This window comes from Bacillus sp. MT94 (assembly GCF_058792475.1).
Genome location: NZ_JBXAEZ010000003.1, coordinates 64,085 through 91,047 on the forward strand (window position 1 = coordinate 64,085; position 26,963 = coordinate 91,047).

The 26,963-nt window shown below is 34.7% G+C and carries 35 protein-coding genes and 1 pseudogene; 15 read left to right on the forward strand and 21 right to left on the reverse strand.

The window, feature by feature from the left end; translation table 11 throughout:
- Positions 1-648: 648 nt before the first annotated feature.
- Positions 649-1,884, forward strand: coding sequence for a dicarboxylate/amino acid:cation symporter (locus AC1Q51_RS12010; RefSeq protein ID WP_000814809.1), 1,236 nt, complete (start codon positions 649-651; stop codon positions 1,882-1,884).
- Positions 1,885-1,906: 22 nt separating this feature from the next.
- On the opposite strand, the gene AC1Q51_RS12015 is transcribed toward AC1Q51_RS12010, so the two are convergent.
- Positions 1,907-2,062 (reverse strand): hypothetical protein, encoded by a 156-nt coding sequence (locus AC1Q51_RS12015; RefSeq protein WP_000184928.1) that lies wholly within the window; start codon positions 2,060-2,062, stop codon positions 1,907-1,909.
- 155 nt (positions 2,063-2,217) lie between these two features.
- Positions 2,218-2,637 (reverse strand): MarR family winged helix-turn-helix transcriptional regulator, encoded by a 420-nt coding sequence (locus AC1Q51_RS12020; protein WP_000081434.1) that lies wholly within the window; start codon positions 2,635-2,637, stop codon positions 2,218-2,220.
- Positions 2,638-2,798: 161 nt separating this feature from the next.
- Here AC1Q51_RS12020 and AC1Q51_RS12025 point away from each other — a divergent pair, with 161 nt between their 5' ends.
- Positions 2,799-3,230, forward strand: coding sequence for a YrvL family regulatory protein (locus AC1Q51_RS12025; protein WP_090975917.1), 432 nt, complete (start codon positions 2,799-2,801; stop codon positions 3,228-3,230).
- Positions 3,231-3,263: 33 nt separating this feature from the next.
- Entirely contained in the window at positions 3,264-3,851 is a 588-nt protein-coding gene (locus tag AC1Q51_RS12030) for a thioredoxin family protein (RefSeq protein WP_002040836.1), read from the forward strand.
- Positions 3,852-3,881: 30 nt separating this feature from the next.
- On the opposite strand, the gene uppP is transcribed toward AC1Q51_RS12030, so the two are convergent.
- On the reverse strand, positions 3,882-4,673 hold the full coding sequence (gene uppP, locus AC1Q51_RS12035) for a bacitracin resistance undecaprenyl-diphosphatase (RefSeq protein ID WP_000796253.1): 792 nt from the start codon (positions 4,671-4,673) through the stop codon (positions 3,882-3,884).
- 186 nt (positions 4,674-4,859) lie between these two features.
- On the opposite strand from uppP, the gene AC1Q51_RS12040 reads away from it, so the two are divergent.
- From AC1Q51_RS12040 to AC1Q51_RS12050, 3 genes are all read left to right on the forward strand, one after another.
- Positions 4,860-6,218 carry an MATE family efflux transporter gene (locus AC1Q51_RS12040; RefSeq protein ID WP_029441800.1) on the forward strand — a complete coding sequence of 453 codons (1,359 nt, stop codon included), beginning with the start codon at positions 4,860-4,862 and terminating at the stop codon, positions 6,216-6,218.
- A gap of 76 nt (positions 6,219-6,294) precedes the next feature.
- Positions 6,295-6,468 (forward strand): hypothetical protein, encoded by a 174-nt coding sequence (locus tag AC1Q51_RS12045; RefSeq protein ID WP_000341062.1) that lies wholly within the window; start codon positions 6,295-6,297, stop codon positions 6,466-6,468.
- Between the two features lie 18 nt (positions 6,469-6,486).
- On the forward strand, positions 6,487-6,636 hold the full coding sequence (locus tag AC1Q51_RS12050) for a hypothetical protein (protein ID WP_000744623.1): 150 nt from the start codon (positions 6,487-6,489) through the stop codon (positions 6,634-6,636).
- Between the two features lie 81 nt (positions 6,637-6,717).
- Here the strand turns inward: AC1Q51_RS12050 and AC1Q51_RS12055 are convergent, their stop codons facing one another.
- Positions 6,718-7,236: a biotin transporter BioY gene (locus AC1Q51_RS12055; RefSeq protein WP_097924968.1), complete on the reverse strand. Its 519-nt coding sequence runs from the start codon at positions 7,234-7,236 to the stop codon at positions 6,718-6,720.
- Positions 7,237-7,319: 83 nt separating this feature from the next.
- On the opposite strand from AC1Q51_RS12055, the gene AC1Q51_RS12060 reads away from it, so the two are divergent.
- Complete coding sequence (locus AC1Q51_RS12060; RefSeq protein ID WP_090975913.1) at positions 7,320-8,222, forward strand: aminoglycoside phosphotransferase family protein; 903 nt, start codon at positions 7,320-7,322, stop codon at positions 8,220-8,222.
- Positions 8,223-8,224: 2 nt separating this feature from the next.
- On the opposite strand, the gene AC1Q51_RS12065 is transcribed toward AC1Q51_RS12060, so the two are convergent.
- From AC1Q51_RS12065 to AC1Q51_RS12085, 5 genes are all read right to left on the reverse strand, one after another.
- On the reverse strand, positions 8,225-8,386 hold the full coding sequence (locus tag AC1Q51_RS12065) for a hypothetical protein (protein ID WP_000651086.1): 162 nt from the start codon (positions 8,384-8,386) through the stop codon (positions 8,225-8,227).
- A 152-nt stretch (positions 8,387-8,538) separates the two neighbouring features.
- Positions 8,539-9,312 carry a hypothetical protein gene (locus AC1Q51_RS12070; RefSeq protein ID WP_090975911.1) on the reverse strand — a complete coding sequence of 258 codons (774 nt, stop codon included), beginning with the start codon at positions 9,310-9,312 and terminating at the stop codon, positions 8,539-8,541.
- Between the two features lie 24 nt (positions 9,313-9,336).
- Positions 9,337-9,783 (reverse strand): flavodoxin, encoded by a 447-nt coding sequence (locus tag AC1Q51_RS12075; RefSeq protein ID WP_000041153.1) that lies wholly within the window; start codon positions 9,781-9,783, stop codon positions 9,337-9,339.
- Positions 9,776-9,952 carry a hypothetical protein gene (locus AC1Q51_RS12080; RefSeq protein ID WP_090975909.1) on the reverse strand — a complete coding sequence of 59 codons (177 nt, stop codon included), beginning with the start codon at positions 9,950-9,952 and terminating at the stop codon, positions 9,776-9,778. The genes AC1Q51_RS12075 and AC1Q51_RS12080 overlap by 8 nt, the downstream gene beginning before the upstream one ends.
- A 224-nt stretch (positions 9,953-10,176) precedes the next feature.
- Positions 10,177-11,346: an amidohydrolase gene (locus tag AC1Q51_RS12085; protein ID WP_353773018.1), complete on the reverse strand. Its 1,170-nt coding sequence runs from the start codon at positions 11,344-11,346 to the stop codon at positions 10,177-10,179.
- A gap of 337 nt (positions 11,347-11,683) precedes the next feature.
- Between AC1Q51_RS12085 and AC1Q51_RS12090 the strand changes: the two genes are divergently transcribed.
- The 5 genes from AC1Q51_RS12090 (at position 11,684) to dltD (ending at position 16,000) form a co-directional block, all read left to right on the forward strand.
- Positions 11,684-11,830, forward strand: a complete 147-nt coding sequence (locus AC1Q51_RS12090) for a teichoic acid D-Ala incorporation-associated protein DltX (protein WP_000440293.1) — start codon at positions 11,684-11,686, stop codon at positions 11,828-11,830.
- Between the two features lie 12 nt (positions 11,831-11,842).
- Positions 11,843-13,357, forward strand: a complete 1,515-nt coding sequence (gene dltA / locus AC1Q51_RS12095; protein ID WP_492331526.1) for a D-alanine--poly(phosphoribitol) ligase subunit DltA — start codon at positions 11,843-11,845, stop codon at positions 13,355-13,357.
- Complete coding sequence (gene dltB, locus AC1Q51_RS12100) at positions 13,354-14,520, forward strand: D-alanyl-lipoteichoic acid biosynthesis protein DltB (RefSeq protein ID WP_053564929.1); 1,167 nt, start codon at positions 13,354-13,356, stop codon at positions 14,518-14,520. The genes dltA and dltB overlap by 4 nt, the downstream gene beginning before the upstream one ends.
- A 68-nt stretch (positions 14,521-14,588) precedes the next feature.
- Positions 14,589-14,828 (forward strand): D-alanine--poly(phosphoribitol) ligase subunit DltC, encoded by a 240-nt coding sequence (gene dltC / locus AC1Q51_RS12105; RefSeq protein ID WP_000807310.1) that lies wholly within the window; start codon positions 14,589-14,591, stop codon positions 14,826-14,828.
- Positions 14,825-16,000 carry a D-alanyl-lipoteichoic acid biosynthesis protein DltD gene (gene dltD, locus AC1Q51_RS12110; RefSeq protein WP_001030287.1) on the forward strand — a complete coding sequence of 392 codons (1,176 nt, stop codon included), beginning with the start codon at positions 14,825-14,827 and terminating at the stop codon, positions 15,998-16,000. The genes dltC and dltD overlap by 4 nt, the downstream gene beginning before the upstream one ends.
- A gap of 21 nt (positions 16,001-16,021) precedes the next feature.
- On the opposite strand, the gene AC1Q51_RS12115 is transcribed toward dltD, so the two are convergent.
- Entirely contained in the window at positions 16,022-17,110 is a 1,089-nt protein-coding gene (locus AC1Q51_RS12115) for an NAD(P)H-dependent flavin oxidoreductase (protein ID WP_090975900.1), read from the reverse strand.
- A 115-nt stretch (positions 17,111-17,225) separates the two neighbouring features.
- On the opposite strand from AC1Q51_RS12115, the gene AC1Q51_RS12120 reads away from it, so the two are divergent.
- Complete coding sequence (locus tag AC1Q51_RS12120; RefSeq protein ID WP_000640064.1) at positions 17,226-18,146, forward strand: S66 peptidase family protein; 921 nt, start codon at positions 17,226-17,228, stop codon at positions 18,144-18,146.
- A 39-nt stretch (positions 18,147-18,185) separates the two neighbouring features.
- On the opposite strand, the gene AC1Q51_RS12125 is transcribed toward AC1Q51_RS12120, so the two are convergent.
- The 3 genes from AC1Q51_RS12125 to AC1Q51_RS12135 all read right to left on the reverse strand — a co-directional run bounded on the left by AC1Q51_RS12125 (position 18,186) and on the right by AC1Q51_RS12135 (position 19,649).
- A complete protein-coding gene (locus AC1Q51_RS12125) occupies positions 18,186-18,584 on the reverse strand; it encodes an SseB family protein (RefSeq protein WP_000435265.1) in 399 nt (132 codons plus the stop codon).
- Between the two features lie 86 nt (positions 18,585-18,670).
- Positions 18,671-19,225, reverse strand: a complete 555-nt coding sequence (locus AC1Q51_RS12130) for a cysteine hydrolase family protein (protein WP_492331527.1) — start codon at positions 19,223-19,225, stop codon at positions 18,671-18,673.
- Between the two features lie 10 nt (positions 19,226-19,235).
- On the reverse strand, positions 19,236-19,649 hold the full coding sequence (locus AC1Q51_RS12135) for a carboxymuconolactone decarboxylase family protein (protein ID WP_072939645.1): 414 nt from the start codon (positions 19,647-19,649) through the stop codon (positions 19,236-19,238).
- 123 nt (positions 19,650-19,772) lie between these two features.
- Here AC1Q51_RS12135 and AC1Q51_RS12140 point away from each other — a divergent pair, with 123 nt between their 5' ends.
- Positions 19,773-20,225: an Lrp/AsnC family transcriptional regulator gene (locus tag AC1Q51_RS12140; RefSeq protein ID WP_001175505.1), complete on the forward strand. Its 453-nt coding sequence runs from the start codon at positions 19,773-19,775 to the stop codon at positions 20,223-20,225.
- A 100-nt stretch (positions 20,226-20,325) separates the two neighbouring features.
- A complete protein-coding gene (locus AC1Q51_RS12145; RefSeq protein ID WP_492331528.1) occupies positions 20,326-20,508 on the forward strand; it encodes a DUF3913 family protein in 183 nt (60 codons plus the stop codon).
- Positions 20,509-20,536: 28 nt separating this feature from the next.
- Here the strand turns inward: AC1Q51_RS12145 and AC1Q51_RS12150 are convergent, their stop codons facing one another.
- From AC1Q51_RS12150 to AC1Q51_RS12185, 8 genes and pseudogenes are all read right to left on the reverse strand, one after another.
- The gene (locus AC1Q51_RS12150; RefSeq protein WP_000558812.1) at positions 20,537-21,550 is read right to left on the reverse strand and encodes a CPBP family intramembrane glutamic endopeptidase; all 1,014 of its coding nucleotides are present in this window, start codon (positions 21,548-21,550) and stop codon (positions 20,537-20,539) included.
- Positions 21,551-21,800: 250 nt separating this feature from the next.
- The gene (locus tag AC1Q51_RS12155; protein WP_000475427.1) at positions 21,801-22,577 is read right to left on the reverse strand and encodes an ABC transporter permease; all 777 of its coding nucleotides are present in this window, start codon (positions 22,575-22,577) and stop codon (positions 21,801-21,803) included.
- Complete coding sequence (locus AC1Q51_RS12160; protein WP_000528820.1) at positions 22,577-23,479, reverse strand: ABC transporter ATP-binding protein; 903 nt, start codon at positions 23,477-23,479, stop codon at positions 22,577-22,579. The genes AC1Q51_RS12155 and AC1Q51_RS12160 overlap by 1 nt, the downstream gene beginning before the upstream one ends.
- 14 nt (positions 23,480-23,493) lie before the next feature.
- Positions 23,494-24,276 carry an ABC transporter permease gene (locus AC1Q51_RS12165; RefSeq protein ID WP_492331529.1) on the reverse strand — a complete coding sequence of 261 codons (783 nt, stop codon included), beginning with the start codon at positions 24,274-24,276 and terminating at the stop codon, positions 23,494-23,496.
- Positions 24,273-24,971, reverse strand: coding sequence for an ABC transporter ATP-binding protein (locus AC1Q51_RS12170; protein WP_000137747.1), 699 nt, complete (start codon positions 24,969-24,971; stop codon positions 24,273-24,275). Before AC1Q51_RS12170 ends, AC1Q51_RS12165 begins: the two co-directional genes overlap by 4 nt.
- Positions 24,968-25,348 carry a GntR family transcriptional regulator gene (locus tag AC1Q51_RS12175; protein WP_000687512.1) on the reverse strand — a complete coding sequence of 127 codons (381 nt, stop codon included), beginning with the start codon at positions 25,346-25,348 and terminating at the stop codon, positions 24,968-24,970. Before AC1Q51_RS12175 ends, AC1Q51_RS12170 begins: the two co-directional genes overlap by 4 nt.
- Before the next feature lie 215 nt (positions 25,349-25,563).
- A pseudogene (locus AC1Q51_RS12180) lies at positions 25,564-25,959 on the reverse strand (ribonucleotide-diphosphate reductase subunit beta); the annotation flags it as partial.
- 129 nt (positions 25,960-26,088) lie between these two features.
- Positions 26,089-26,862: a GIY-YIG nuclease family protein gene (locus AC1Q51_RS12185; protein ID WP_492331530.1), complete on the reverse strand. Its 774-nt coding sequence runs from the start codon at positions 26,860-26,862 to the stop codon at positions 26,089-26,091.
- Positions 26,863-26,963 lie beyond the last annotated feature (101 nt).

Below are 26,963 nucleotides of genomic sequence, written 5' to 3' on the forward strand. Positions count from 1 at the left end.
ACATTCCCCAGTGTCTTTGAATAGCTTCCATCCCTAATTAAATTGACATAAATTGTCCCCTTCCCTTGACCATCTTATGTGATGGTCTTATTTTTTTGTCTTTCTATCTTTTATTTAAAACTTCCTCTCTCTTTCACTCGATGTTCACACAGAGGTCACATCTACCTTTTATAGTATATGTATCGAAGTTGTTCCTCCCTAATTTATAAGACATTCCCCAGTGTCTTTGAACAGCTTCCATCCCTAATTAAATTGACATAAATTGTCCCCTTCCTTGACCATCTTATAAATGATGGTCTTATTTTTTTGTCTTTCTATCTTTTATTTAAAACTCCCTCTCTCTTTCACCCTATGTTCACATGAGAGTCACACCTATCTTTTATAGTATATGTATCGAAGTTGTTCCTCCCTAATTTATAAGACATTCCCCAGTGTCTTAAAGCAACTTCCATCCCTAATTAAATTGACATAAATTGTCCCCTTCCCTTGACCATCCTATGTGATGGTCTCTTTTATTTTCCAAACACAAAATCAATCTATCTGTACTTAAATAAAATCCTAAAAATTCAGAAAATATTGTCAAATTAGGTATTTTTTCGGTATAATTACTTTAGGAAGGAATTTCGCAAAAACAAAAGGGGGATTTTATTGAAACAAACAAAAGCAATCTTAATCGCATTATTTCTAGGTCTAGTTGTTGGACTCACTCTAAATTTAGCCGCTCCATCTATCTTTGAGCCACTAAATCAATATGTGTTCAACCCAATTGGTCAATTGTTTATTCGACTTATTAAAATGCTAGTTGTTCCTGTTGTATTCATTTCTATCGTACTTGGTGCTGCCGGCCTTGGAGATCCGAAACAACTTGGAAGAATCGGTTTAAAATCAATTTCATTCTTTCTCGTAACAACTGCGGTTGCCATCTCTATAGCGGTTACATTTGCACTTATTATAAAACCAGGAGCTGGCGGTAATTTTAAAACAGAAGGTCTTAAGTATGAAGGTGCAAAAACTGAAACATCTTTCGTCGACACATTGCTAAATATCGTACCAGATAACCCAGCAAAAGCGATGGCTGACGGAAACATGTTACAAATCATTGCCTTTGCCGTATTGATTGGACTCGGTATAGCTATTTTAGGAAAACGAGTTCAAGGTATCCATTCATTACTTGAACAGGGCAACGAATTAATGATGTATCTCGTTAATCTCGTTATGAAATTAGCCCCAATTGGAACATTCGGTTTGCTCGCTTCATCCGTTGGTAAAATGGGGCTTGCAGGCGTCGCTGCGATGTTCAAGTATATGATTGTCGTTATGTTAGTACTCATTATTCACGGGGTCTTTGTATATGGTGGCTTATTAAAGGTATTAGCAAAAGAAAGTATTGTTCGTTTCTTTAAACATTTCGGACCAGTAATGGCAATTGGATTTAGTACATCTAGCTCTAATGCATCGCTTCCATTTGCAATGAAAACAGCACAAGATAAGCTTGGCGTTCCAAAAGCGATAAGCTCATTTGTACAACCACTAGGGGCAACTATTAATATGGATGGTACTGCCATTATGCAAGGGGTGGCAACTGTATTTATCGCTCAAGTATACGGAGTTGAACTTACATTACCGCAATTAGCTATGGTCGTATTAACTGCTGTACTAGCTAGTATCGGTACTGCTGGTGTACCAGGTGTTGGACTTGTAATGCTTACAATGGTTTTAAATCAAGTAAATCTACCAGTAGAAGGTATCGCTTTAATTATCGGTATTGACCGTATTCTAGATATGTCTAGAACAGCTGTAAACATTTCTGGGGATGCAATTTGCGCAATGATTGTCGCAAAATCAGAAGAAAAATATAATACTGATCAATCGGCAGCATCGTAAATCAAAAAAGGAGTGAATATATTCACTCCTTTTTTGATTTACTCCCTTTTTTAGAACGATATTCTTTCCCTTTATTATCATTACCAGTTTCAAATTCAGTGCTAAATTCCTGATTAAACTGGCCAGACTTTGGTGATCCTTGATTACCGCTCCCTTTACTACCGTTACGATTCGTCATATTTCTCCCTCCCTTCCTTGTATTAGTAGTATGGCGCTCTATCTTTTTTCATACACATTTTATTTTTTAACATCTATTACACACGAAAGAAGACCTTCCATATATAAGGAAGATCTTCTCTTTCATCACGTAAGCGTTTTCTTGTTTATAATCACTTAAATAAGTTTTTTGGAAATCGAAATCATTACATTCATTTCATCTTCTGAAAGTGTAGAGAATCTTTCTTGTAAATATTGTTTTTTCGCATCTTCCATTTTCGCAACTAAATCTTTCCCTTGTTCTGTAATCTCTAAATACACAACTCGGCGATCTGATGTAGAACGTGAACGAGTTACAAAACCTTTATTAATTAATTTTTCTGTAACAGCTGTAATATGACTATTCGACACATTTAATTCATTTGCTACACGCGATACCATTTCTTTATTCGTACGATTTAATATTCTCAGAACGATGAATTCATTCCACGGTATGTAACCACCGAATATTTTTCCGATATCATTACGCAATGTGCGAAACATAGCAAACACATTTGTCGATAGTTCTTCCATTAATTGCTCTCGATTTTGAGACAACTTTGACAGCTCCTTTTATTTCATTTAGTTAAATAAAAACCTTATTAATAATTTTACATGAAATCTTACTTTTTGTCACCTTATTTTCCCATAATTCGTAGTTTTTTAATATGTATTTCATGATAAAATGAAGTTAACTTCCAGAAAAAGGGGGTATTTTAATGCATGAGGAGGAGAAATTCTCAAATCTCAGCCTAAAAGATAAAACGATTATCATTAGTATTATCGCTCTTTTTCTCATTATAATTTTTGCATTTATATTTTTTGTATATGTAGGAATCTTTCAAATTACAGGTATAGAGTATAGTTCACGTACTGCGTTACTTCTCTTTTTTTTATTAATCACTTTCTTAGACAGTATTACATTTTTCATCTTCAGTTTCTTCAAAACGCTGCTATATCCACTAACACAAAACATGCCAAATTGGATTTCTATTACTCTTTTCTCATTCATTGAAATTACACTAGATTGGTTCGTCATTCATACTGCTGATGATTGGATAGAAAGCGTACAAATGTCCAACATAGCTGAATTATGTGTCGTACTATTCTTTTTCCTCTTAAATAAATTATTAAGTGACGAGAAAGAGTAAGAATACAAGCTTTTCTATATAAAAATTGGTACAATGAAAGCAAATCTTACTAAAGAGGTGTTAATTATGAACTTACAACAATGGGCTGATAAAGGTATGTCCTTTGATACATATGTGAATGAAATGCAAGTAAACCAATACGAGCTACTACACATTTACAATAACTTTTTAATTCCAAATGAATTACTTCCTGTATTAGAAGAACGTCAAAATGACGGCTGGCGTGTTATCGTATTAACTGCTGATTGGTGTGGCGATGCTCTTTTATGCGTACCTGTTATGAAACGAATTTCTGAAGTTGCAAATATTGAAATGAGTTTATTAATTCGCGACGAAAACTTAGAATTAATGGATCAATATTTAACAAATGGAACAGCACGTGCGATTCCAATCTTTATTTTCATTGATAAAGATGGAAATGAACAAGCCGTCTTTGGACCACGCGCTCCAAAAGTACAAGAATTAGTAACTTCAATGCGCGCTACATTACCTGAAAAAGAAGATCCAACATTCGAAGAAAAACAAAAAGAAATGTATGCTAATTTCCGTGCTACATTAGCTGATGATACTTCTCTTTGGGAGCATGTAATGGAAAATATGGTGGAAAAAATAGTAAAATAAAAAACCTGCCGAGCTCGGCAGGTTTTTTTATTACATAATGAAGAAATAGAATACCGCAGCTAAAATGAAACGATAATAAGCGAACGGTGTTAGTTTCACACGAGATAATAATTTCAAGAATGAAACAATTGCAAGCATCGCAACAACGAATGCAGTTACAAATCCTGTTACAAATAGCGTTATATCTGCTGAGCTTAATACATCCCAGCTTTTAATTAAATCTAATCCACTTGCAGCTACCATCATCGGTACCGCTAAAATGAACGTATATTCAGCTGCCGCTGTATGCGACACGCGAGCTAATAAACCACCACTGATTGTAGAACCAGAACGAGAGAATCCTGGCCAAAGAGCTAAACATTGAAACATTCCAATTGTAAATGCCTGTTTATATGTGATTTCATCTAACGTTCTTGCTGTACTTGGTTTTGAAAACTTCTCAGCAACAATCATTAAAATACCACCGGCTACTAAGCTAATAACAACTGGTCCTGGACCAAATAAAACCTCTTTAATAGTGCTATGGAATAATACGCCAAGTATCCCGGCAGGAATCATCCCGATAATAATATGTAATAAATTTAACGATGGTCCGTCTGTTACTTTACCTATTCCAACTAACGACCATAGACGCTTCCAAAATATAACAACAACTGCTAAAATCGATCCCAATTGGATAACAACTTCAAAAACTTTCGCTCTCTCATCGTCAAATCCAATTAAATGTCCTGTTAAAATCATATGTCCTGTTGATGATACTGGTAGAAACTCTGTTAACCCTTCAACAGCACCCATGATTAAACCAATTAACCAATCAGCCACAAGTAGTGCCTCCTTAATAACAAATAATATGTAATTTTTTCACACCTTATCATAATACCTTATCCCTTTTCAAAGTGCATCCTTTTTTTATTGGTTTCATATGTTGTAGGCGCGTATTTCTTTTCTAATCTTTGATTAAATTGTATGATAGTAAGAGTTTGTTTTTTTATATGGAAAGGGGATTTTATGAAAGAAACTACTTCATTTTCACAAAAGTTAAAGCAATTTGTATTACTATTTTTTCCGATTTTCGTAACGCAAATGTCATTATTTGCGATGAGTTTTTTTGATACAACAATGTCAGGACATGCAAGTCCAACTGATTTAGCAGGTGTTGCAATTGGAACAAGTATATGGCTTCCAGTTAGTACGGGATTAACAGGAATTTTAATGGCTACTACTCCCATTGTTGCACAGCTCGTCGGATCCAAGAAAAAAAAGGACGTTCCCCACGTTGTCATACAAGCAGTTTATTTAGCAATTTGTGCTAGCTTCGTTGTTATCCTCATCGGTTTCTTCGTCGTTTCACCTATTTTAAACGGCATGCGCTTAGAAGAACCTGTGGAACGAATTGCAGCTCAATTTTTAAGTATTATCGCAATAGGAATTATACCTTTATTCACTTACACTGTTTTACGTGGATTTATTGATGCATTAGGAAAAACTCGCACAACGATGATTATTACATTACTATCATTACCAATTAACGTAATATTAAATTACCTATTAATTTTTGGTAACTTCGGTTTCCCAAAGCTTGGTGGTGTCGGAGCAGCAATTGCTTCCACTGCAACATATTGGTGCATTTTAATTATTACAGTCATTATTATTCAGACGAAAGAGCCTTTTGCCTCTTTCAACATTTTCAAACAATTATATCGCCCTTCTCTTTCGAGTTGGACAACATTCTTAAAGCTTGGCGTTCCTATCGGATTTGCTATCTTTTTTGAAACGAGTATTTTCGCTGCGGTAACGCTCATGATGAGTAATTTTAGTACGACAACTATTGCAGCTCACCAAGCAGCTATGAACTTTGCTTCCTTGTTATATATGACTCCGCTAAGTTTAGCAATGGCAATGACTATTGCAGTCGGATTCGAAGTTGGAGCAAAACGTTACGATAATGCAAAACAATACGGACTGATTGGAATTGGATTAGCCCTTGCCTTTGCTTTATTATATTCAATTCTTCTCTACTTCTTTGATAATCAAATTGCTTCTATTTATACGACAGATGCAAAAGTTCATCATTTAGCAAAAGAATTTCTTATCTTTGCGATTTTATTTCAAATTTCAGATGCAATTGCAACCCCTGTACAAGGAGCTCTGCGTGGGTATAAAGATGTAAATGTTGCTCTAATTATGACTTTAATTGCTTATTGGATAATAGGTCTACCACTAGGTTACATATTAGCAACATATACAGAATGGGCCGCAAAAGGTTATTGGATCGGTCTTATTATCGGTCTAGCATTTGGCGCTGCCTTCCTCCTTATCCGTCTCTTTCAAGTACAACGAAAATATACAACACAAAACAGCCGCTAATAATAAAGCGGCTGTTTTCTTTATGCATATTTTTTCTTGTAACGTATAATATAATGAAAAAGAAAGGTGGGTACATATGGACGACAAAGAAAAAAAGCAATCATTCGATGAAGAATTTGCCCCTGAAATTTCACCTGGATATCGGCAAGATGTACATAAGCCACCTAAATATAAAAACACTTCGTTTTTAATGGGCATTACCATTTTCGCCGCTGTATTACTCATACTTATCATTTTCGTTTATTTTTGATGAAAGGTGGCCTATTATATGAAGAAACAAAATTCCAATCGTTCCAAAAGAACTGTTAAAACACAAAAAGGATATGCAGGCGATTCTGTTCATACACTTAAACAAGTGGAGCAAGGAAATTTATATATTGCTCAAAAAGAACTTGGTCAACAAAATGAAAATCTTTAAAGGTCCTTGATTCCTTGAGGGCCTTTTTATTCCGCATTAAGTAGTACACCCCCAAATGATCTATTGAGCAATGAATTTCCTTTATTGTACGCGCTGCTTTTGTTCTAGCACCATAAATATATTATTAACCTTTACAATTTTCACTTCATAATTCAATTTCATTTCGCTTCTCTTACCATTTTCAGTACCCGCAACGTACGCTACAGCTTGATAGAGAAAACTCTCATCTGTCTCTTCACGTATCTCCTCGCTTGTAAATTTATACTCTAAATCTTGAAAACGATTGGGATAATAATTTTCTATTAATTGTTCATACCCTCTATTTAAAAATAGTTCTTCACCTTTTCGTTTCACATCTTCTTTATTATTAAACTCAAACACGGATAGTTGCTCGGTCACAAAATGCTCTCCTACCTTTTTCATTTCATTATGAGTTAAATTTTCTATACTTTTGTTCTTTAATTCCTTATTTAACTCGTACTGATCAATCGGTTTAAAGGTAGCAAAAACCTCCTCTTTATATGACCAAAACAATACAAAAGCGATACATAGAGAAATGATTAACAGTCTTTTTTTCGTAATACTCCCGCCCTTCTTCATAATGATAGCTATATTTTAACATATAGAAAGAAAATTCTGATATCATAAACTAGAATAACTTAACTCAGAAACGAGGAACAATTATGGACTCTTACAAACATTATATAAAAGAAGCTTTGCCTAATCTTTCTATACATTCATATAAACAAAATGAAGAAGGTTGGGATAATGTAGCAATTATAGTAAATGATGAGCTACTGTTTCGTTTCCCGCGAAAACAGGAATATGCAATGCGAATTCCGTTAGAAAAAGAACTATGCACACTTCTCTCTTGTTCACTACATGAAATTAAAGTTCCAAAGTATCACCTATTCTATAAAAAGGAGACTGATGCTATTCCGCTTTGTAGTTACTATACTCTCATTCATGGTAAACCTTTAAAAACAGAAATAGTTACTACACTAGAAAAACAAGAACGAAAAGCACTTATTACACAATTAGCAACTTTCCTTGCTGCTCTACATAGTATTCCTCTAAAAAGTGTTACAGCGTTAGGATTCCCTATTGAAAAAACACTTACCTACTGGAAAGAGCTACAAACTAAATTAAATCAGTATGTTACTAACAATCTTACTTCGTTCCAGAAATCAGCCTTAAATCGTTTATTCGAGAATTTCTTTGCCTGTCTAGCTACATCTAATTTTCAAAATACAATCATTCACGCTGATTTTACACATCATCACATTTTATTTAACAAGCAGAACAAACGCATTTCAGGTGTTATCGATTTTGGTGATGCGCAAATTGGCGATCCTGCTTTTGATTTTGCAGGACTATATTATGATTTCGGACATGAGTTTACTACATCTGTATATGAACAGTACAGTACACTTATTTCTCATCATGATCCATTACTCATTCACCGCATTACTACCTTTTATCAATATAGTCCTTTACTACATAATATTATTTATAACTTTGAATCAGAGAATGAACTCGAATTCATTACAAGTACAGAACAACTAAAAACGATATTACAGGGATGAGATTACATTCTCTCCCTATATACTCTCTCCTCATACATCATTAACTTTTTATCCATTTCAACAATAACTTTATACAATTGAAATGCCTGTAAAATTTGCAGTTGAATTTCAAAAGGAGCATTTTGTTCTTTTAACCATTGAAATACTTTCGTTTCATCTTTCATTGATTATTCCTCCCTTTATCCCGCTATTTGCGGGTAGCCCGATTGACCCCCACTGATTAAAGTTTCACTTTATTAAAATCTGCTACAAATATACCGTAAATGATGAAAAGCTTTTCATGTCAATAACAAAAAAGGATGCAAAGTTGCATCCTTTAATGAACTATATTTTTCTTCTGTTTCGCTTCTTTCTTTACTTCTTCCCCTTGGCATTCACTATGAAACGCACAACTTATACACTCAGAACGAAAATGACGCTCTGTATAGTGCTCAGGTTGCTGTAACATTTCTTTCATTCTAGATAAATCAGCCATTCCAGTTATAATATCTTCCTGTTTCGGAATGTACTCATACTTAGTTCCTTCTATTAAATTAATAACTTCAATTTTTCCTGGAAGAACGCCGAAAGCTTTATAACTGAATACTGTCATTAGCTTCTGACAAAGAGCAAGCATTTCCTCATCCGCATCGACAACATACTTTTTAATTACAAACGACTCAGCATTCCACTCACCAACTTCAAATGTCAATGACATGTGGACACCTAACTCTTCCATATATGTTTGAAACTTCTCGTATAAAAACAATGGTGGTGTCTGACTATCATCCCTTTCAACAAACTGTAATAAGTGATCCGTTAGCTTCGCTAATACAATATAGTACTCCGTCTTCGAAGCAAACATATTAATCCTTACTTTTTTCCAATACTTTTCTATTAATATTAAAAGTACAATTTTCGTTTGTTGACCCGCAGGTAGCGTGTAATACTCGTTAATAATTTGATTCACAATCATTTGCGCTATTTGTTGCCATTCAAATGAAGAAGGTTCTCTTCTTTTTATATGACGAAAATAAAATTTATGCGGACACCGCATAAAATCATACAAATGATAATCTGTCATCGTTTTGATTGAGATTTTCTCATGCACTTGCTCTTCAGCTCCCTTCTGCCATTAAGAAAGGTGTTTTACAAATTCAGCTCCAAACTGTAAACATTTTTCTACATCTTCATCTTCTGGCGTTAATTCTACTTTTAGTCCTTCTAACACAACTGCTGCTCCGCGCTCTTGTAGCTTTTCTATTAAAATATCAACCGCCACTCCGTATTTCGGATAAGCCGAATCACATGATCCGAATACTGCCGCTTTTTTCCCAGTTAAATCAATAGAATCCATTGCATCATAAAAATCTAAGAAATCATCAGGAAGATCACCATCTCCCCATGTGTATGCACCTAAAATAATTCCATCATACTGTTCCAATATAGAAGCTTCTGGTGAATCCATAATATCAATAACTTCAATTTCATTTTCTGTTTCACGAATTACGCCGGCAATATGGTCAGCCATTTCCTCTGTATTTCCACTCATACTTGCAAAAATCATTACTAACTTACTCAACTGAACCTCTCCCTTTACTTTGTATCTCTTTTTCTGTTTGAATGCTCTTCTTCTCATCTACATATTCAGACCGAATTACATTTCGTTGCCATTCCATATGCTGATTAACATCTTTATTTTTATCTTTTAATCCCCTCCGTAGAAGGTGAAATTTTTTTCTCATTAACATGTCGCATCCATCCTATTGATAATAATTATCAATTTCAACTATATTTAGATTAATTGACATTGATTATCAATGTCAATAACTATTTTTAAAAAAATGATTAAAATGTACAAGCTTGTCCGTTAGCTATTCATATACTATAAATGAGCATAGTTCTTTCTCAGCCCTCTCTGACGGAAAGAAATAAAAGCAACTGCGATAGAGCGCAGTTGCCTTTTTTTGTTTTTCTATGATTTTAGTAATCTTATAGTAGTCTCTAAGAATAGCTCCACTCCACAAATTAATGCTGATTCATCCACGTCAAATTTCGGATGATGATGTGGATAACAAGTATATATATTTTCATTACCTGTTCCTAATTTAATGAAACAACCGGGTGCTTTTCTTAAATATGCTGAAAAATCTTCCCCACCCATAGAAGGTTCAAGCTTCACAACATGCTCATTCCCAAACAAATGTAGTGCACTTTCTTCTACTATTTTCGTAATATATTCATCATTAATAACCGGATCATATCCATATCGATACGTATATGTATACGATCCTCCATGTGCTTCTGTAATTCCTTTCACAATTTTTTCGATTTTCCCTTCTGCTTCCACCCTCAATGCTTGATTAAATGAACGAACAGTTCCCATTAAAGTTGCTGTACTAGGAATAATATTGTCAGCCACTCCCCCATGAAACTGAGTAACTGAAAGGACTCTTTGCATGAAAGCACTTGTATTTCTAGATACGATATGTTGTAGATTTGTAATAATCTGCGCTCCGATAGCGATAGGATCAATCGTTTCTTCTGGCCGCGCCGCATGCCCTCCTTTGCCTTGGATCTCAACTGTAAATACGTCTGGTGCTGCCATCATCGGTCCATATACAATTCCTACATTCCCACTTTCCAAGCCAGACATAACATGTAAACCTATTACATAATCAACACCGTCCATAACACCAGCCTCAACCATTTCTTGTCCACCACCAGGGTATACTTCTTCTGCATGCTGAAAGAATAGACGAATTTCTCCTACAAACTCTTCCTTCATATTATTAAGCACCTCTGCAGTGCTTAATAAAATAGCTGCGTGAGCATCGTGCCCACATGCATGCATCATTCCTTTTTTCACAGATGTATAAGATTTACTTGTCTCCTCTTGAATTGGCAAAGCATCTATATCAGCTCGAATCGCAATTACTTTCCCTTGCTTCACACCCCTTTTAATTGCTAGTACACTATACTTCGTCGGTCTCGTTACTTCAAAAGAAGAAAATGAGCATAGTGTATCATATATAAATTGCGAAGTTTCTTTTTCATGAAATGATAATTCCGGATACTTATGAAAATGCCTTCTCCATTTCACGATATTTTCTTCCGAAATTAGACTCTTCCACACTCTATTCATGATAATTTCCTCCTTTTCAAAAGAACTAGAAATTTTAAATTTTACTCCGTCTTAAATGATTAATAAAAACAAATACTGCATTTTTACGTATTCTTATAGTCCACTTTTATGTATTCACACAATCCACTTTCTATTTACATGTCAAACCCATTACAAATTCATGCTGAATGTAATATAATTGCTAAGTTAGGGATTTTCTTTTTTAGTATTTAGTGCTAATATCAGAAAAGAGCCTTTTGACTTATTTTTACCTAAAATGTGGGATTTTGTTTTTTTCACAATAATGTAGGACATGATACCTACAAAGAGCTATTATTTCATTAAGAGAGGGAAAGACATGGAAAGATTAAAAGAGATATGGTCTCGACCACTCACACAATGGGTTGCAAAGACGGTTTATTACCTTGCAATTTTATTTGCATTACTTTGGTTGTATGGATTCCATGATACAAACACAAGTACATTTATTTACAATGAATTCTAGGGTGGGAACGTTATGAAGTTATTAGAACAAATTGAAAAGTGGGCTGCAGAAACGCCTGATCAAACCGCTTTTGTTTGGCGAGATGCGAAAATTACGTACAGACAATTAAAGGAAGATTCTGATGCGTTAGCACATTGGATTTCTTCTGAGTATCCAGACGATCGTTCACCAATTATGGTGTATGGCCATATGCAACCTGAAATGATTATTAACTTTTTAGGATGTGTAAAAGCTGGACATGCTTACATTCCTGTAGATTTATCTATCCCAGCTGATCGTGTACAACGTATCGCTGAAAATTCTGGTGCGAAATTGCTTTTATCGGCAGCAGAAGTAACTGTAACTGATTTGCCAGTTCGCATCGTAAGTGAAGACAACTTAAAAGATATTTTCTTTACTCATAAAGGGAACACTCCAAATCCTGAACATGCGGTAAAAGGTGATGAGAACTTCTACATTATTTACACATCAGGAAGCACAGGTAATCCGAAAGGGGTTCAGATTACTTATAACTGCCTTGTTAGCTTTACAAAATGGGCTGTAGAAGATTTCAACTTACAAACAGGGCAAGTATTCTTAAACCAAGCACCTTTCTCATTCGATTTATCTGTTATGGATATTTACCCATCATTAGTAACAGGTGGTACGCTTTGGGCAATCGATAAAGATATGATTGCGCGTCCAAAAGACTTGTTTGCTTCTTTAGAGCAATCGGATATACAAGTATGGACTTCCACACCTTCTTTCGCAGAGATGTGTTTAATGGAAGCATCTTTCTCTGAGAATATGCTACCAAACATGAAAACATTCTTATTCTGCGGTGAAGTGTTACCAAATGAAGTAGCTAGAAAATTAATTGAGCGTTTCCCAAATGCAACAATTATGAATACGTATGGTCCAACAGAAGCTACTGTCGCTGTAACAGGTATTCACGTGACAGAAGAAGTGCTTGATCAATACAAATCACTTCCAGTTGGCTACTGTAAATCAGACTGTCGCCTTCTTATTATGAAAGAAGATGGTACGATTGCACCTGATGGTGAAAAAGGCGAAATCGTAATTGTCGGTCCAAGCGTAAGCGTTGGATATTTAGGCAGCCCTGAATTAACAGAAAAAGCATTTACTATGATTGACGGTGAGCGCGCCTATAAAACAGGCGATGCTGGCTATGTTGAAAATGGTCTTCTATTCTATAATGGTCGTCTTGATTTCCAAATTAAGCTGCATGGTTATCGAATGGAATTAGAAGAAATTGAGCATCACCTTCGTGCGTGTTCTTACGTAGAAGGTGCAGTTATCGTTCCAATTAAAAAAGGTGAGAAATACGATTATTTATTAGCGGTTGTTGTTCCTGGAGAACATTCGTTTGAAAAAGAATTCAAATTAACATCTGCAATCAAAAAAGAACTCAATGAGCGATTACCAAACTACATGATTCCACGTAAATTCATGTATCAATCTTCTATTCCAATGACACCAAATGGAAAGGTAGATCGCAAAAAATTATTGAGTGAGGTTACAGCATGACCGCATATGGATCATTTTATTTTTTCGCTATAGTGGGCATTTTATTAATACCTACTATCATAGCTGGATTAAAAGGTAAAATGTTGCGTAAATATAATGCCGTTTTAACATTAGTCATGATTGCTATTATCTTCTCGGATAAACCGAAGCAAGCGATTATGTTAGCCGCATTTATTATTTGGCAATATGCCCTTATTAAAGGCTATTTAATTTTAAGAAAACAAAATAATAGTACATTCATGTTTTGTGTAGCTGTTATTTTATCGATTTTGCCACTTATTTTGGCAAAAGTCGCACCATTTGTACCTGAATTGCATTTTATTGTTTTCGCAGGTATGTCTTATGTAACATTTAGAGCTGTACAAATGGTCTTTGAAGTTCGTGATAATTTAATTAAAGAACTTTCCTTCTTTAATTTCTGGGAATTCGTTTTATTCTTCCCTGCGATTTCAAGTGGACCTATCGATCGTTACCGTAGATTCCAAAAAGATATTCAAAAGCCGCCTAGTGCTGAGGAATATCAAAAGTTACTATATACAGGGTTTAACCGTATTTTCCAAGGTTTCCTGTATAAATTTATAATCGCGCACTTGATAACAACATATCTTGTAAAGGCTGTATTCGCCAATCAAGATACACTTTTATCTAATGTGATTTTTATGTACGCTACTAGCATGCAATTATTCTTTGACTTTGCAGGTTATAGTGCGTTCGTAATTGGTATCAGTTATATGATGGGAATTAAAACGCCAGAAAACTTTAATAAGCCATTCCTTAGTCGTAATATTAAAGACTTCTGGAACCGCTGGCACATGAGTTTATCATTCTGGTTCCGTGATTTTATTTACATGCGTTTCGTCTTTTTTGCAACGAAGAAAAAGTTAATTAAAAACCGTTACACAATTTCGTATATCGGTGCATTTTTAAACTTCTTCATTATGGGAATTTGGCACATCCAAGGAAGCGCTGTTGCGCAGTATGTTATTTATGGTCTATATCATGCCGCACTGTTTATTTTATTTGATATTTTCGAACGAAAAAACAAAAAGCATAAGTTTTGGCCAAACAATAAATTTACACACGTCCTTGCGATTGTAATTACGTTCCACGTTGTATGTTTCGGTTTCCTAATTTTCTCTGGACACCTTAACAGATACTTTTAATGCACCCTTCTTATTCCATTAAGAAGTTGCACATATAATATATTTCGGATATAAAGGAGATTTTAAAAATGGCAGAATTCAAAGAGCAAGTATTAGATATTTTAGAAGAAGTATGTGAAAACGATATTGTGAAAGAAAACTTAGATGTTCAATTATTTGAAGAAGGTATCCTTGATTCTTTCGCTGTAGTATCTTTATTAGTTGAATTCCAAGAGCGTTTAGATATTGAAGTTTCTATTTCTGATTTTGACCGTGACGAGTGGGCTACACCAAACATGGTTATTAAAAAGTTGGAAGAAATCCGATGAACAAAGCAAAATTTGGTCCGATGCTTTTAGCATTGGCCCTTTTTGCTGTATTCTTACTTATTCCAACGCGCTTCCTACTTCCACTTTTAAGTGATGAAAAAGTAGAACAAGCTGCTACTTCTTTAAAAGAAGAAAAAATTCAAAGTATGATTTTACAGCAAAAGATGTTAGCAAATCCAAAATATCTTCCGATGTACGGTTCATCGGAATTCGCACGTATGGATGCTTTCCATCCATCTAATTATTTTAAAGTAAAGCCTGAAGGGTTCACACCATTCCTTCTTGGACGCGGCGGAACACAAGACCTTGTACATGTGTTAAACTTCGCATCTACAATGGATCAATTGAAAGATAAGAAAATGGTATTCGTTCTTTCTCCGCAATGGTTTGTACCACAAGGTATTGATGAAACGCACTTTGCACCTAACTTTTCAAAGCAACAAGGTTACCATTTCATTTTCAACAATGATTTAAAACCTGAAATGAAAAAACAAATTGCAAAGCGTTTATTAAACTTTGAGATTGTAAAAAAAGAAACTTTATTAAAAATTTCGCTTGAAGGCATTGCTTATGATGATACGAAGTATAAAGTAAAAGCACTTGCTGCTAAACCTTTCGCTTATATTTATCGTAACATTTTAGATCGTAAAGATTTATTTACAGCTATGTTTAATATTAAACCGCACAAAGAAAAGCTTGATCCTTCATTAAAACAAATGAACTGGGAAGAGGCTCGTAAACATGCGGATCAAACAGGTGCAGTAGAATCTGGATCTAATGAATACGGTATTGAAGATGATTATTTCAATAGCAAAATTAAGAAAAAATTAAAGCAACGTGAAGGTTACTTAAAAAATGATGCTTATGACCAATCGCCAGAATATGAAGATTTACAAATTGTACTTGATTTATTAAAACAATCTGGTGCAAAACCGCTCTTCATTTCTGTTCCTGTCAAAGGTCCTTGGTACGACTACGCTGGCTTCCCGAAAGAACGCCGCGAAGCATACTATAAGAAAGTTCATGAGCAAATCGAAAAAGCTGGTTATCCAATTGCCGACTTCTCAAATCATGAATACGATAAATACTTCTTAAAAGATCATATGCACTTAGGTTGGAAAGGCTGGGTTTACATCGACGAAGCCATCCAACAATTTTATAAAGCAAACTAATGAAAAGACCGCTTGAATTACTCAAGTGGTCTTTTTGTATATATTTTGTAATTGCTCGATTGCATTCTCCGCTTCTTTCATAACTCGCTCCACTACATGCTGAGCTGATTCGATTCGTGCCAACGATGCTGCCTGTCCTGCCCAAAGTGACATATATTCTTCCTTATTTTGCTTCGCTGCCTCTTGGCGTATTTTAGAAGTTAATACGTTTTGCACTGGATACATCGGAAGCCCTTCTTCTTTTCCTTCATGTCTCTCTATAAAGTCATTCCGGATACCCCGTGCATATTTCCCGGAAAACGCACGAGTTACCGTTGTGCTCGTATCTGTACTATGTAAAACCGCTTCTTTATACACATCGTGCGTAATACTCTCTTCACTTGTTAAAAAGGCCGATCCCATTTGAACACCTTCTGCTCCTAGTGCCAATGCCGCAACAAGCCCTTGTCCGTTCATTACACCACCTGCTGCGACAATTGGGATATGCGGAACAGCTTCTACTAACTGAGGTACTAACGCAAAAGTACCAATCATAGCATCTCGTTCTTTCCCAATAAACGTTCCTCTATGCCCTCCTGCTTCGCTACCTTGTCCGATAATAATATCTACTCCTAGCTCGGCAAGTACTTTCGCTTCCTTCACATGGGTAGCTGTTCCGATAACTTTTATTCCACTTCTTTTTAAATCATTTATTTCTTCTTTTTCTAACGTTTGAAATGCAAAACTAACGACTGGTACTTTTTCATCTAATAGCACTTGTAATTGTTCCTTATAGCTTTTTGGAAGCTTTAACGTTCCTTCTACTTCTATACCTAATTCTCTATTCACTCCGCTTAGTAATACTTTCGCCTCATTTACCTTCTCTTCTTCTATTTGTATCTCTTTCGTTACAAGTAAATTAACACCGAAAGGCTTATCTGTTAGTTCTCTTATTCTATAAATCGCTTCACGAATTTGTTCTGGGCTCATATAGCCCGCTCCAAGCGTCCCTAATCCTCCGCTATTACTTACTGCTGCAACGAGTTCTGGCGTCGTAATCGCGCCTGCCATACCGGCTTGAACAACGGGATACTCAATTTTTAATATGTCTGTTACTCGACTTGTAAACATCATTTTCCCTCCTATTTCCCTTATATCTTCTTTATTTGATAAGCTTTCCCCTGCTTATGCAAGGGTTGGACCTCAAATGAAGCGAATATATTGAAAGAGAAGGAGGCTGAGCTTAATGATTTATCCAAATGCATTAAAGCAAGGTGATACAGTAATGATTATTGCACCATCTGGTCCACCTACAATCGAAAATGTATTAAAAGGTGTGAATGTATTACAAGAGATGGGGTTATCCGTAATAATCGGGAAGAGTGTTTACGAGAAATATGGATTTTTAGCCGGAAGTGATCAAGTTCGGCTTGACGATATACATGAAGCATTTACAAATAATGAAGTGAAGGCAATTTTTTGTGCACGAGGTGGTTATGGAAGTGCTCGTCTTCTTCCTCACATTCAATATGAAGTTATTAGGCAGAATCCAAAAATCTTCTGGGGATATAGCGATATTACAGCTTTACATACTGCTGTTTCACGTTATGCAAAGCTTATAACATTTCATGGTCCGATGATTGAAGAACTAGGAAAAGGTATTGATTCCCTATCTTTATCCTCTTTTAATCAGCTATTCCATCCGTATTCAACCATCTTATCTGCATCAGAATGTATCGTACCTAGCTCTCACAGTACAGTTACAAGTACGTTAGTTGGAGGAAATTTAGCTGTGTTAGCAAGTATAATTGGCTCGCCCTACGAGATAAATACGGACAATACACTTTTATTACTTGAAGACATTGGTGAAGAACCGTACCGCATTGACCGTATGTTAAATCAGCTACTTTTATCTGGAAAGTTTAATGAATGCAGGGGCGTTATTTTCACAAGTTGTCACGACTGCACTCCTTCAAAGCCATCTCAATCATTGCAAACAATATTATATGAATATTTCGCGCCATATCATATACCTGTTCTATTCGATTTACCAATTGGACATATAAGTCCAAACATCGGTATTCCACTTGGAGCTACAGCGACAATAAACACGAATAATAAAACAGTCTCTATTTCTTCTGGTATAGCCACTTCATATTCAAATTAAAAAGTAAAAGGAAAAGCGATTACGCTTTTCCTTTTACTTTTACTTATAATAATTAAAAATTCGTCCAGATGCGATATCTGCAATTTCTTCTGGAATAAATGTTTTACTTATATCAGTGCCAACATTTAATACAGCTGTAGCATCTTTCTCAATGCTACCAAATAACTCTTTCCCACGTATCGTAATAAGGGGCGTTCCTTCTGGCAACACATCTTTTACAAATTCCATTTGTGTAAAGAACGGAACGATCCATCTACCTTCTCCTTGGAAATGACGCAAACGAAGTATTCCTTCTGTTGCCCCGTCCTCTGCTTCTAGTGAACCAGCAACATAAAACTCAGTAGATAAGAGCAATTCATAAAATTCCTTTTGCTTCTGTTTATCATCCCCTGCTACAACAAGTACCTCTTCTAATTTCTTTACTGAAATTTGCTCCATATGATGCCACCCCTATTTTCAAAATGATTGTACTTAGATTATACGAAATATTCTTATTTTTTTCTACATAATTCGCAATTATTTTCTTAAAATAATTTTAACACTTCTTTTGTCGTCACAATCGTAGCAAACTCTTCATGTAAATTTACAAGTGTCATATTGTGAATATCCTCTGCACTATACTCCTTAGCATCTAAACCTTTACGGTTAAAAGTAGCCGTTGCATCACTCACTAAATATGTTGTAAATCCTAAATTCCCTGCCATTCGTGTCGTAGTTTCCACGCAATGATTTGTCGTTAATCCTACAACCACTACTGCATTACATTTGTTCTTTCTTAATCGCTCTTCTAAATTTGTCCCAATGAACGCGCTGTTAACGAATTTCTGAATAACCACTTCACCAAGTAGTGGTTGCACTTCTTCTTTAAAGTTTACCGTTTCCGCTCTCTCATAAAACATTGACTGAGCATTTTCTTTATTTACATGTTGAATATGAAAAACTGGTCGTTTCCTTTTTCTCCATTCTTCTAACAAAATTCTCATGTTTTCTTCAGCAAAAATATTATTTCTCTCGCCCCAATCTGGTAATTGAAATGCCTTTTGTACATCGATTATGATAAGTGCTATTTGATTTGTCATCATTTCCCCCTTAATTTGGCTGTAATTGAAATAGAAAACCAAGTTGTTGTGACGCAGTAATAAAGCAAACATAGGCGCAAAGCTCTACAATTTCTTTTTCTGTCCAATATTGTTTTAATGCGTGAAACATAGTATCATCTATTGCTTTTCGGTCATGAACAAATGTATGCGCAAAAGTAACGGCTACACCAATCTCCTCTGCCTTTTGCACATCATCTGGTCTTCCCTTTGCCATACAGTACAGACATTCATTCCCATACGCTAATGTTCTTCTCACTTGCTCCTTCAACTCTGCTGAAAGAGTTCCTTTATTGTACAGTGTATCTTCTAACTTACTCCACGAGTGTAATATATCCGAATTATGCCCTAATAACTTTTGAAACTTTGTATCTCCTACATTTGATAATGAAATTCTCTCCATCATTTCCCCTCCTATTTCCTTCTGTTTTATTGTAAAATAAATAACGTTCACTTTACATTTCATATGAATCTTAATTTATATTTTCCCTTTACAAAAATCATTATTTTACTGGAGGTATATTTACAAATGCAATTAGACCGTGTTGATCGAAAAATTTTAAATGAATTATATAATGATAGTCGCCTTTCGATGCGTGAATTGGCTAAACGAGTAAACTTATCTGCTCCGTCTACTTCAGAACGTGTTCGTAAGCTCGAAAGCGAAGGTGTTATTCAAAAATACACAATTGATATTGATTATAAAAAGGCAGGACTAGTTTTAGATTGTATTTTAGAAATCACCTTAAAGAATGGTGATACAACACGTATGCAACAATTTATTCAGTCTTATCCATCTGCAAGTTTTTGTTACCGAGTAACAGGAAGCTTATGCTACATTGTAAAAATTTCTGTTCCTTCACTCGTTGAACTTGAAGAATTTATCAATGATGTTTCTTCATATGCAACGACAGTTTCTCATATCGTATTATCAGAAGTATCTCTTACTCCTGATATTGAACATATCTTCCCAGAAGATTAATTTATTTTTATTCATAAAATATAAAAAAACCCCTTACAATAAGAATAAAAATAATATATTATGTATTAAAATACATAAAGTTCGAGAAAGGGGCTTTACATTGAAAATCTGGTTTTATGAAAAAACGGCACAATTAGATGACTTGCTTGGTATTTGGGACAATGTTCCGACCATCCCGCGAATTGGTGAAAAAGTGGAGATTTTAAAGACAGTCCGCACTGTTACAGATATTAAATATATAAAGAACGGTAATAATTTTCGTGTAGAAATTATTACAAATTAAAAAGTAGCTCCTAAGAGCTACTTTTTAATTATCTATTATGTGCTTTCTTTATAACGATTTTATCTTCTTCTACAGCTACTGTTACATAATCATTTTCTTCTAACCGAAGCTTATTTACAGCCTCATCTGGTAACTCTATGGCCATCAATCTATCGGTTACGATCACTTGACTATACACTTCATTTTCTTGTGATGAATTCACTACTTTTTGCTCATTTATAAAACGTACTGGTGGCACGCCAACTTCTTTTACTGTACGCCATTGTTTCCAAACATACGGAATTAACCATAGTAATCCAACAACTGTAAGACCGATACCAATCCATAAATTACTTTGCGCTTGTAATTCAGTAATTGAGATTGTACCACTTTCTTCTCCACCGAAAAATTGCATACTTGTTGCAATCAAATTATTTAGAGCGTGCACAGCTATATTCGTCCATATATTTTTTGTTTTTATGTATAAAAGACACATAACGACACCAAACATGAACGCACCAATAACATCAAAATGTCCTAGGCCAAAAATAATTGAAGATATAATTACAGCTTTTTTAATTCCCCATTTATGAGCCATCCGCTGTAAGAAAAATCCCCTAAAAATAACCTCTTCCATAATAGGTGCTAACACACATGCTGAAATGAAAGTAAATATCGTCATATATACGTTACTCGTATTAATAACATTTCCGTCTTCTAGCATAGTAACTAAGAAATTCGGTAACGTATGTGCTAATATGTAAAATTGAATCTGAGATATGCCAACTGAAAAAATCATCCCCATTATCGTTGCTAATACAATTAATCCCCAAGATAAACGTCCTGGCTTATCAAAAAAACTGTTAAATACAACATTATTTTTATTTGTTTTTACGTATAGCCAAAGTAACGGAAATACAAAAAATACAGTTATTTGTGAAATAACCTCCATCGTATTCTCAGAAACATTTGCTAGACCTAATGGTATCATTATAAGGAACACCCCTATAATCATCCATCCAAAAAAGCTACGTAGCCTTATACGTGAAAATGCATAGTGCATATAGAACACCACCCCCAAAGATAGTAAAAATAAAATAAAACTTTAATCAGTACTTTATAGGCAATCCTTTCCCTATAAATAGCAGGATAACTAAATTATAATATGAATATAGTTGAAATCCTTCCTATTTTTCTCAAATCATTTCAAACAGCATAGCTCTTAAAATACCATATCGCTGTTCTTCAAGTTGCAATCCAAGTGAAATTTATGTAATAAAAATCCCCGTTTTTACAAGCGGGGATTTCTTTTATTATAATACGTCACGTTTTTGGAATAATGCACTTGATGCTACAAGTAACACAACAAAGTATGCAGCTACAAGTAATAATGAAGTTGTAAACGTAAATTCTGTAAATGTTGGTTCCATTCCACCATTGATTAATTTATTACTATCGTAAGCTCTTAAATCCAAATGGTTGAATACTACAAACTTCGCTACACCTTTTGCAAACATTATTAATACCATGTTAATTGCACCTTGTAAGAAGAATAGGAACATCGTAATAATTAATGGTAATACAGACTTTCTAAAGACATTTGCTAGGAAAAATGCAAGTGTTGCAAAAAAGAATGGTGAAAGTAGTTGATATAAAGTGGACTTCATTACGATTCCTAACGTTAATTCTGTTTTACTACCATCCATTACAATACCGCCAATAATCATTGCAATTAGCATACCAGCTAATACGATAAATAACATTGCTAATAACACTGTAATATATTTAGAAAATAAAACTGCAAGTCTTTTTCTTGGACGGATTAACAATTGTTTAATTGTACCTTTTTGGAACTCATCAGTAAGAGTACGGGCAGCAAGTGTAATCCCAAAAATCGTTGTAAATAAAACAATTAAGCCAATCTCTGAGTTTGCATAATCTAAATATGATCCCTTAAACTCATCACCTTTTCCCCACTTCAACATTGCTAAAGTACCTAAAATTTCGAGTGCCGCAATGACACCAATTAAAATATACATACCTTTTTTCGCATGCAACTTTAAAAATTCATTTTGAATTAATTTAAACATTACGCTTTCACTCCCCCAGTAATCGCTAAGAACTCATCCTCTAACGTTTTATTTTGAACAGTAACTCCGTATACAAGCACATCAGCATGAACAAGTTTTTTTACAAGTTGCGGAATGTTGTCTTTTGTTACAGATGCTACAATTACATTCCCTTTTGCTTTACCTTTAATGATTTCATTTGCTTTCTGAACTTCATCTACTTCAAACGCTACAACGACTGCCTCATCATGTTTCACTTTTTCATGTAAGTTGTACTCTTGTACAAACTCACCTTGTTTAATAATAACAACGCGATCACACATTAATTCAATTTCACTCAATAAGTGACTTGATACGATTACAGCAATATTCTCTTCTTTCGCTAAACGTTGTAAATAATCACGAATTTGGCGAATACCAGCTGGATCTAATCCATTTGTCGGCTCATCTAAAATTAAGATTTTCGGCTGATGAAGTAATGCTTGTGCAATTCCTAAACGTTGTTTCATACCAAGTGAATATGTTTTCACCTTTTTATGAATCGCATGCTCTAATTCAACAAGCTTTACAATCTCAGCAATGCGCTCTTTACTAATTGGAGTAATGGCCATGTTCGCAAAATGCTTTAAGTTTTGCATTCCTGTCATATAATCATATAGTTCAGGATTTTCTACAATCGCTCCAATTTGCTCTAGTGCCTTTTCACGCTCCGAGCGAATACTATGTCCACAAATTGTAATATCGCCCTCTGTCATTGAAATAAGACCTGTCATCATACGGATCGTCGTCGTCTTACCGCTACCGTTCGGCCCAAGGAATCCGTATACTTCTCCTTCACGAACCTCAAATGATAAACCACGAATAATTTCCGTTCCACCAATCCTTTTTCGAACATTCTCTAACTTTACTACTACGTTTCCCAATGCTGATTCCTCCTTTAGACTTCTAGTTTTTTATCGATAATATAAGCAATTACATATATTATTAGAGCACTAACCATTACCATGAAACTTATATTAAAAATGTTAAATCCATTTTCTTGAAACATATTAATAAACAGACTCTTGCTTTCACTATGATATTCTACTCTTCGCAATACTTGGAAAGCTGGAGCTAATTTTCCTAGCAAGGTTGTCGCTAAAGTAATCGCTATATTTATTACTAGAAAAATAATAACGATTAGTATATTTTGCGCCTTTTTCTTTTTCGTAAGTAACTTAACTAGAGTAATTACTAATATGATTTGTAACACACTAAACAAAAACTCAAATAAATCGCTTATCGTATATATTAAATTATTAATTATGCCTACTTGCATAATCTCTTTTGCCTCTACATATACAGAAGTCGTAGGAAAAGCTAATATATAACTTACGTAGAAAAGAATTCCACATATCCCATACCATATAGCCATTGCGATAAATGAGAAAATAAGCATAGAAATTACATATTGTTTCCCAGATATTGCTGTAAGTCGTAACATCGGATTAGTTAGTAAGCGTGAATATGATTTCATTGTTTGTATAAACATATAAACAATATAAAAGAAAAATATAATCATAATGATTCCAAATATACCCTCTTGTCTACTGATAGCCGCATCACTTTTTCTTACAATCATTTGTGAAAATAACACAGCTTCAATTAGCACAAAGAATAAAAAAGTAACAATATATCTTTTCTTATTTACATTCCATAAATAGGAAAGTAATGACTTCACTTACTAAACACCTCCTTAAACAATTCATGAACTGCTTTTCCTCTCTGAAAACGAATTTCTTCTACATTTTCATATAGAACCATTTCTCCATCTTTTAAAAAGATCACTTCATCAAAAATATTTTCAATTTCATTTATTAAGTGAGTGGAAATTAATATCGTACAATCTTCTCTATAGAACTGTAGAATTAGATCCAATACATGTTCTCTAGAAAGAGGATCTATCCCGCCCAATGGCTCATCCAGTACGTATAGCTTCGCTTTTCGAGAAAATGTTAAAATGATTTGCAGCTTCTCTATCATACCTTTTGACAATGCTGTAATTTTTTCTTCTAACGGTATTTTAAATTCTGCAATCGTATCTACCGCTTTTTGAATATCGAAGTCTTTATAAAAATCCCGGTAGAAAAATAAAGCGTCTTTTACAGTCATCCAATCATCAAAGACTGGCTTATCGGACATAAATGAAACGATTTCTTTCGTCTGTAATCCTACCTTTTTACCGTCTATTGTGATACTGCCTTCAGAAGGGTGTTGCAAGCCTGCAATCATTTTCAATAACGTCGTTTTCCCGCTCCCGTTATCTCCAACAAGCCCAACGATTTTCCCTTCCGTAATCTCTATGTTTAATTCACGGATCACTGCTTTTAATCCGTATCTCTTCCATAAGTTTTCTATTTTTAATAGCTCTGTCATTGGCTCTCCTCCCTCTTATCATGTAATGAAGAACGAAGAATTGTAAGAATTTCTTCTTCTGAAAAACCTAAATTGTCCATTCCATCTATAAAAGAATGAAGTAATTCTTTCGCCATCTCTTTTCGCAGCTCCATAATTTTCTCCCCTTCATTCGTTACATACCGTCCCATTCCTCTACGTGTTACAACAACTCCATCCCGTTCTAGCTCTTGAAATGTACGCTGAATCGTATTTGGATTCACTTGTAATTCACTCGCTAATTCACGGACAGAGGGAATTTTATCACCAGGCAATAAATGTCCTGTTACGATCTCTTTTTTTATGTATTCCATTACCTGAATGTAAATTGGTGTATTTGGAGAAAACTCTATTTTCATTTCTTCCCTCCTTTTGTATCGGTGTACCAGTTAAATAATACACTGATACAAAAAGTTTGTAAATACCCATTTAATTACAAAAAGTTCTATCCGTTAACCGAATAGAACTTCCCAAACATAAATCGCTATATAGAAATAATAGTGTTATGTAAACAAAATTATAAAGAAAAGCTGTCTTATCAATGAATAAGACAGCTTTTCTTTATAATCCTATATTAAAAGTTAAACACGAAGTCATCGTCAGCTAACTTTTCAACGTTCGTTGCTTTTACGTAACCATTTCCTTTTACAGAGAAGAAATCATGGTTTTTCGTATCTGTACGTAAACCATTTAAAACGATTGGGTTAATTTCTTCTTCTTCAAACTTCGGCTCAAGTCCTAAGTTCATAAGCCCTTTATTCGCATTGTAACGAACGAAACGATTTACATCTTCTACAAGACCGATAGAAGTGTAAATTTCTTCTGTATAGGCCATTTCAATTTCATATAGTTCCATTAATAACTCTTGTGTTTCTTTTTGCACTTCTTGTTGCTCTTCTGCAGAAAGTTCTGCGAAGATTTGTTGTGCTAAAATACCGACGAATACGCCGTGAATTGACTCATCCTTTACCTTCACATAAGTTCGCTACTCCTATGCCGTTTATACAGCTTACAGTTTCCTGTAAGAAGAGACTATATCATCTACCTTCTCAGGTAGCCCTCCATTTCGATTTAAGGGATTCTCACCCACCGCTTGGCCCTACTCCTCTTGCGGAATTTCACCGCCATTGGGATAGTCGTTGAACGTTCCTTTATCTACGTATCGCACCCACCACTGTTTATACAGTTTTCGATGTCTGATATGGCTTCCTGTGCCGCTCGATAACCCATGTTTTCTTTCAATGGATGCATTAGATTCACCGGCTTGTAGCATCTGAACGATATCCAAAAACATTTCAAGAGTAACACGTCCCCTTGTTTTCAGTTGGTGTTCAGATTTAACCGGCAAATAATTTTGTACTTTTCCCCAAAGATATTTATAACGTTTCTTATGTCGAATTAAAGATACATAATTAGGATGAAGATTATACATATCAGCAATTTCTGGATTTGTCTTTCCGCACTTTAGTAGTTCTACAATCTCAAAAAATTGTGCATCTGTAATTTTTGATTGTGGATTTTTTTCACCTATAACACGTTGCCTTTTCTTCTCTAATTGTTCTTCAGTGAATTTAATTCCACCCAATCCTTCTCCGCCTAATGTCAAGTTATAGCCATTATTATAAGAATCATACAGCCAAATATACTGTTGCTCAATCTCACTCAATTCTTCCAATGAACATTCTATTTCCTCTAGAATTCCATATTCTAAAGTGGATTCATATTTACAATATACTGCTTGTAAATACCTATTATAATGTGTACCACTCTTTAACATCCACATATGTTCCCTAATTCGTTTTAAATTTGAAACGTTCACATCTTTACCAATATAATACTTCCCATTGATTTTTAAATAGTAAATTCCGTACATGTTATCGCTAGATAAAGGCTTCGCTGCTGATTGCCCTATCAGCTATTCTCCTTTCCATCTATTGATAGTTAGAGAATAACCTGAATGCATATATTCATCAA

What these genes read in the sequence shown, in the direction of transcription:
- AC1Q51_RS12015 (WP_000184928.1), bottom strand. Translation starts at nt 2,062, where the DNA reads ATGACGAATCGTAACGGTAGTAAAGGGAGCGGTAATCAAGGATCACCA.
- AC1Q51_RS12025 (WP_090975917.1), top strand. Translation starts at nt 2,799, where the DNA reads ATGCATGAGGAGGAGAAATTCTCAAATCTCAGCCTAAAAGATAAAACG.
- AC1Q51_RS12030 (WP_002040836.1), top strand. Translation starts at nt 3,264, where the DNA reads ATGAAAGCAAATCTTACTAAAGAGGTGTTAATTATGAACTTACAACAA.
- AC1Q51_RS12040 (WP_029441800.1), top strand. Translation starts at nt 4,860, where the DNA reads ATGAAAGAAACTACTTCATTTTCACAAAAGTTAAAGCAATTTGTATTA.
- AC1Q51_RS12045 (WP_000341062.1), top strand. Translation starts at nt 6,295, where the DNA reads ATGGACGACAAAGAAAAAAAGCAATCATTCGATGAAGAATTTGCCCCT.
- AC1Q51_RS12050 (WP_000744623.1), top strand. Translation starts at nt 6,487, where the DNA reads ATGAAGAAACAAAATTCCAATCGTTCCAAAAGAACTGTTAAAACACAA.
- AC1Q51_RS12055 (WP_097924968.1), bottom strand. Translation starts at nt 7,236, where the DNA reads ATGAAGAAGGGCGGGAGTATTACGAAAAAAAGACTGTTAATCATTTCT.
- AC1Q51_RS12060 (WP_090975913.1), top strand. Translation starts at nt 7,320, where the DNA reads ATGGACTCTTACAAACATTATATAAAAGAAGCTTTGCCTAATCTTTCT.
- AC1Q51_RS12065 (WP_000651086.1), bottom strand. Translation starts at nt 8,386, where the DNA reads ATGAAAGATGAAACGAAAGTATTTCAATGGTTAAAAGAACAAAATGCT.
- AC1Q51_RS12080 (WP_090975909.1), bottom strand. Translation starts at nt 9,952, where the DNA reads ATGTTAATGAGAAAAAAATTTCACCTTCTACGGAGGGGATTAAAAGAT.
- AC1Q51_RS12085 (WP_353773018.1), bottom strand. Translation starts at nt 11,346, where the DNA reads ATGAATAGAGTGTGGAAGAGTCTAATTTCGGAAGAAAATATCGTGAAA.
- AC1Q51_RS12090 (WP_000440293.1), top strand. Translation starts at nt 11,684, where the DNA reads ATGGAAAGATTAAAAGAGATATGGTCTCGACCACTCACACAATGGGTT.
- dltA (WP_492331526.1), top strand. Translation starts at nt 11,843, where the DNA reads ATGAAGTTATTAGAACAAATTGAAAAGTGGGCTGCAGAAACGCCTGAT.
- dltB (WP_053564929.1), top strand. Translation starts at nt 13,354, where the DNA reads ATGACCGCATATGGATCATTTTATTTTTTCGCTATAGTGGGCATTTTA.
- dltC (WP_000807310.1), top strand. Translation starts at nt 14,589, where the DNA reads ATGGCAGAATTCAAAGAGCAAGTATTAGATATTTTAGAAGAAGTATGT.
- dltD (WP_001030287.1), top strand. Translation starts at nt 14,825, where the DNA reads ATGAACAAAGCAAAATTTGGTCCGATGCTTTTAGCATTGGCCCTTTTT.
- AC1Q51_RS12115 (WP_090975900.1), bottom strand. Translation starts at nt 17,110, where the DNA reads ATGTTTACAAGTCGAGTAACAGACATATTAAAAATTGAGTATCCCGTT.
- AC1Q51_RS12120 (WP_000640064.1), top strand. Translation starts at nt 17,226, where the DNA reads ATGATTTATCCAAATGCATTAAAGCAAGGTGATACAGTAATGATTATT.
- AC1Q51_RS12125 (WP_000435265.1), bottom strand. Translation starts at nt 18,584, where the DNA reads ATGGAGCAAATTTCAGTAAAGAAATTAGAAGAGGTACTTGTTGTAGCA.
- AC1Q51_RS12130 (WP_492331527.1), bottom strand. Translation starts at nt 19,225, where the DNA reads ATGACAAATCAAATAGCACTTATCATAATCGATGTACAAAAGGCATTT.
- AC1Q51_RS12135 (WP_072939645.1), bottom strand. Translation starts at nt 19,649, where the DNA reads ATGATGGAGAGAATTTCATTATCAAATGTAGGAGATACAAAGTTTCAA.
- AC1Q51_RS12140 (WP_001175505.1), top strand. Translation starts at nt 19,773, where the DNA reads ATGCAATTAGACCGTGTTGATCGAAAAATTTTAAATGAATTATATAAT.
- AC1Q51_RS12150 (WP_000558812.1), bottom strand. Translation starts at nt 21,550, where the DNA reads ATGCACTATGCATTTTCACGTATAAGGCTACGTAGCTTTTTTGGATGG.
- AC1Q51_RS12155 (WP_000475427.1), bottom strand. Translation starts at nt 22,577, where the DNA reads ATGTTTAAATTAATTCAAAATGAATTTTTAAAGTTGCATGCGAAAAAA.
- AC1Q51_RS12170 (WP_000137747.1), bottom strand. Translation starts at nt 24,971, where the DNA reads ATGACAGAGCTATTAAAAATAGAAAACTTATGGAAGAGATACGGATTA.
- AC1Q51_RS12175 (WP_000687512.1), bottom strand. Translation starts at nt 25,348, where the DNA reads ATGAAAATAGAGTTTTCTCCAAATACACCAATTTACATTCAGGTAATG.
- AC1Q51_RS12185 (WP_492331530.1), bottom strand. Translation starts at nt 26,862, where the DNA reads ATGTACGGAATTTACTATTTAAAAATCAATGGGAAGTATTATATTGGT.